This window comes from Trujillonella humicola (assembly GCF_046233715.1).
Taxonomy (GTDB): domain Bacteria; phylum Actinomycetota; class Actinomycetes; order Mycobacteriales; family Geodermatophilaceae; genus Trujillonella; species Trujillonella humicola.
The window spans coordinates 1-888 of record NZ_JBJNRJ010000140.1; the positions used below are offsets into that span (position 1 = coordinate 1).

1 protein-coding gene is annotated in these 888 nt (G+C 70.8%); it reads right to left on the minus strand.

Annotated features, from left to right (window positions below; translation table 11 throughout):
• Positions 1-888: IS630 family transposase (locus ACK586_RS25450; protein ID WP_409333322.1), on the minus strand; the 888-nt coding region annotated here is incomplete at both ends.

Genomic DNA, 888 nt, shown 5'->3' on the forward strand with positions numbered 1-888 from the left:
CCCAGGAGGCGTAGGTCGGGGTGAAGTCCAGTTCCACGGCGTGCCGGGCCGCCCAGGCGCGGATCTTGGGGCCCTTGTGCGCCGACAGGTTGTCCATGATCACGTAAATGGGGTCGCCGTCGGGCCGGGCGGCGCGGATCGAGCGCAGCGCTGCGAGGGTGTTCACTGCGCCCTTGTGGCTTCGGACCACGCCCCAGAGCCGGTCCTCGCCGATGGAGTAGCAGCCGTGGAAGTACCGCACGCCGGCGGTCTTGTGGAAGTTCGCCGGTAGCCGGGCCGGTCGTCCCTTGGGCGCCCACCCGACGCCGGGGATCGGCTGGATGGTCAGGGGGCCGAACTCGTCGAAGGCGAAGGTCCGGTCCGGATGCTGTTCGAGGACTTCCTCGATGCGGGCCAGCTTGGCGTCGCGCTCGGGATCGGGGGACTCCTTCCAGGTCTTGGTCCGCTGGAAGGTGATCTCGTGATCGGCCAGCAGCTGGCGGGCCCGCTCCCGGCCCATGCGCACGATCCGCCGCGGGTTGTCGGCCAGGTAGCCGACCAGCTTGCGCAGACTCCAGTGGGTGAACGGCTGCCCGAGCTTGGCCGGGCGGGTAGTGGCCGTCTCGACGAGGAAGGCCTCGTCCTCAGCGCTGATCCGGCGGGGACGGCCACCCGCCCAGCGAGGGTCCAGCGCCCTCATGCCGAGCTCGTTGAACCGGTGGATCACCTCCCGGACGGTGTCCTCATCGGCGGCCACCAGCCGGGCGATCGCCGGCACGCTGTTCCCGCTGGCCGAGGCCAGCACCACCATCGCCCGCCGGTAGCGGATCACGCTCTTGGTCGCTTTCGGCTCGCCCCGGCGCACGATCCGCAGCAGCCGCTGCCCCTCCTCATCCGAGAGGCGCCTTG